Source organism: uncultured Fibrobacter sp. (assembly GCF_937877005.1).
Lineage (GTDB): Bacteria > Fibrobacterota > Fibrobacteria > Fibrobacterales > Fibrobacteraceae > Fibrobacter.
Map to the genome: position 1 here is coordinate 1 of NZ_CALEFV010000089.1, position 2,128 is coordinate 2,128.

The 2,128-nt window shown below is 52.0% G+C and carries 4 protein-coding genes; all 4 read right to left on the reverse strand.

The genetic code is table 11. The features are described 5' to 3' along the window. Window positions 1-446 (reverse strand): transglycosylase SLT domain-containing protein (locus Q0628_RS04665; protein WP_298768617.1); only part of this gene is annotated, 446 nt, incomplete at its 3' end. Further along, window positions 436-918: a hypothetical protein gene (locus Q0628_RS04670; protein ID WP_298768619.1), complete on the reverse strand. Its 483-nt coding sequence runs from the start codon at window positions 916-918 to the stop codon at window positions 436-438. The genes Q0628_RS04665 and Q0628_RS04670, both read right to left, overlap by 11 nt. Further along, on the reverse strand, window positions 915-1,091 hold the full coding sequence (locus Q0628_RS04675) for a hypothetical protein (protein WP_298768621.1): 177 nt from the start codon (window positions 1,089-1,091) through the stop codon (window positions 915-917). Before Q0628_RS04675 ends, Q0628_RS04670 begins: the two co-directional genes overlap by 4 nt. Window positions 1,092-1,094: 3 nt before the next feature. Then, the coding region (locus tag Q0628_RS04680; protein WP_298768623.1) for an alpha-amylase/4-alpha-glucanotransferase domain-containing protein at window positions 1,095-2,128 on the reverse strand (1,034 nt) is incomplete at its 5' end.

The window sequence follows — 2,128 nt, forward strand, 5'->3', positions numbered from 1 at the left end:
AAGGGTTCACCCATTTTCTTGGCGGTTTCAAGCTTGATTTGCATAAGCCCGAGCGCCCCCGAATAGGCTCCGGACTGTTTACGGCCACGCGCATTGGGGTTCCCACGGCTTTCTTGCGCGACCACCGCCAAAATAAGCAACGGGTCCGTGACATAAGACCTCGAAATCTGCCAAAGCTGTTCCGTCAGCATTTCGCGCTGGTCTTCACTCAGGCGGCCTTTTGAAAGATAATCCAGCGCACGGCTGATCTTGACATAGTCAATCGTCCACTTTCCCCAAGCGCTCAGCTGTTCGAGCTCTCCGCGCAAAATGGACTCTTTAACGGCAAGTTCCCGGATTTCAGCCTGGCGCGCATGCCAGTGAGACACAAAAAGCCCCAACGCCCCGAAGCAAAGCACCAGGGCAATCGCAAACGTGAGCTTGGATATGCGAACGTTACTTTTCACGCCTTGTATTCTCTAGGTATTCCAAATAGCTCACCCAATCCTGAATGAGCCCGAAGGAACTGAGCCTTGTCGTATCTTGCACCACACCTAGCTTGCGGAGCGGCCCAATCGAAGATTCTAGCTTGTCGATTTCTTTAATGTAACGTTCCTTCTGGTTCTGAAGAGCAATGATTTGCGCCTGTTTGTCAGAAATTTCATGGCCCTGCGACGAGATGATTATGAACAAGGTAATCATCCACCCAAGAATCAGCGATATGAGCGCAACGGCGACACCCGAACTCACGGTAATGCCCGAGCGTAGCCCGTAATGCAGGCCGATTTGCTGCAGTTGCTTCTTGGTACCCGACTTCTTGTACGCCTTGCGGTTCTCGTAGACATCGAAGATGCTCAAATACTTCGAAAAATAATCGTGGAGTTCAGCCGATTCGAAAATCAGGATCAGCGCCGACTTTTGAGCTTTGACGCGGTTCAAGAGCTCCAGGAACACTTCAAGTTCAAGAAGTAGAAGCAGCCCGGGCCTTCGACGAGCATATCCAGCTTTTCCTTGACCGCCGACAGCTGCGGCAAGCCAAGCGAACCGGACAATGTAAGTTCCACATCGTTTCCGCGAGATTCCACCTGTATGTCAATCAAGTCTGACTTCATCGATTACCTCTTGGAAATTTTAACCGTCATGAGCACGGAGAATTCGGCCTCGCCCGCTAGATTCATTTTCCAGAACGGGAACACGCGAATACCTTGCAGGGCTTCCGGGGCGGCTTGCGCAGACGCTCCGAAAATCGGCGACACCAGAACAGAAGTTTTTTTCTCAAAGACAAGCTCGATTCTAGAAGTAGTCGTCTTGTCCGCAATTTCAAAAGAGCATGCATCCGGGAAAATGAGCGGGTCGCGGAAATTGAATTTGAGCGGGACGCCGTCAATCAAGATGTCCTTGTCCGTATGGCCGCAGGCGAGAAGCCCCGTGTCAAGCAAAGTCCCGAAGAAGCCCTTGATCGTTTCGGGAGAATTGTTCAAGAGCTTGTACTCGACCGAGAACTGCGAACCCGTAGACGAAAGTTCGAAATTCTTTTCGGCATGGATCGCGAAAGTCTGGCCGCCATGCACCAAATGCTGATCGGACAACAAGGCGATATCGGTACCCGCATCATGGCGCTTGATTTGGTAATCGTACGCGGCCGTCAACATCCCTTCGCGGTCAGACAGGATCTGGTCTAGCTTTTCGGCCTTGAGTTCCACGTTGGGAATCATGAAATCCAAAAAACCGACAGCCGGATTTCCGTCGTCACGCCAAGCCCCCAGTACACTATTTTCGGCATCCTTGGCATTCAAGATATTCAGAATGCCGCCGTCGCGATAATTCAGCAAGAAGGAGTACGAATGGTTTTCGGCCCAAATGCTCTTGTAGCCTTCAAGCATAAAGTCGGCAATATCCAGGCGGATTCCATCGAACGAGACGAGATCGGTCAGGCGGTTTGCGGCCTGCAGCAAAAAACGAGTGCCCCACCAACGGACCATCGGCGTACGCATGCCTTCGCTATCCTGCATGTCGCGGTAATAGATAGGCGACATGGCTGGCAAAAGCATTTCGAAGAAATCATCGCGTTCACGGCCCTTGAGCAACGCCGCGGCACGGCGGAACTGGGCCAAAAGCATTTTGTGAAGCAGGTTGACTTCGGGTCTAC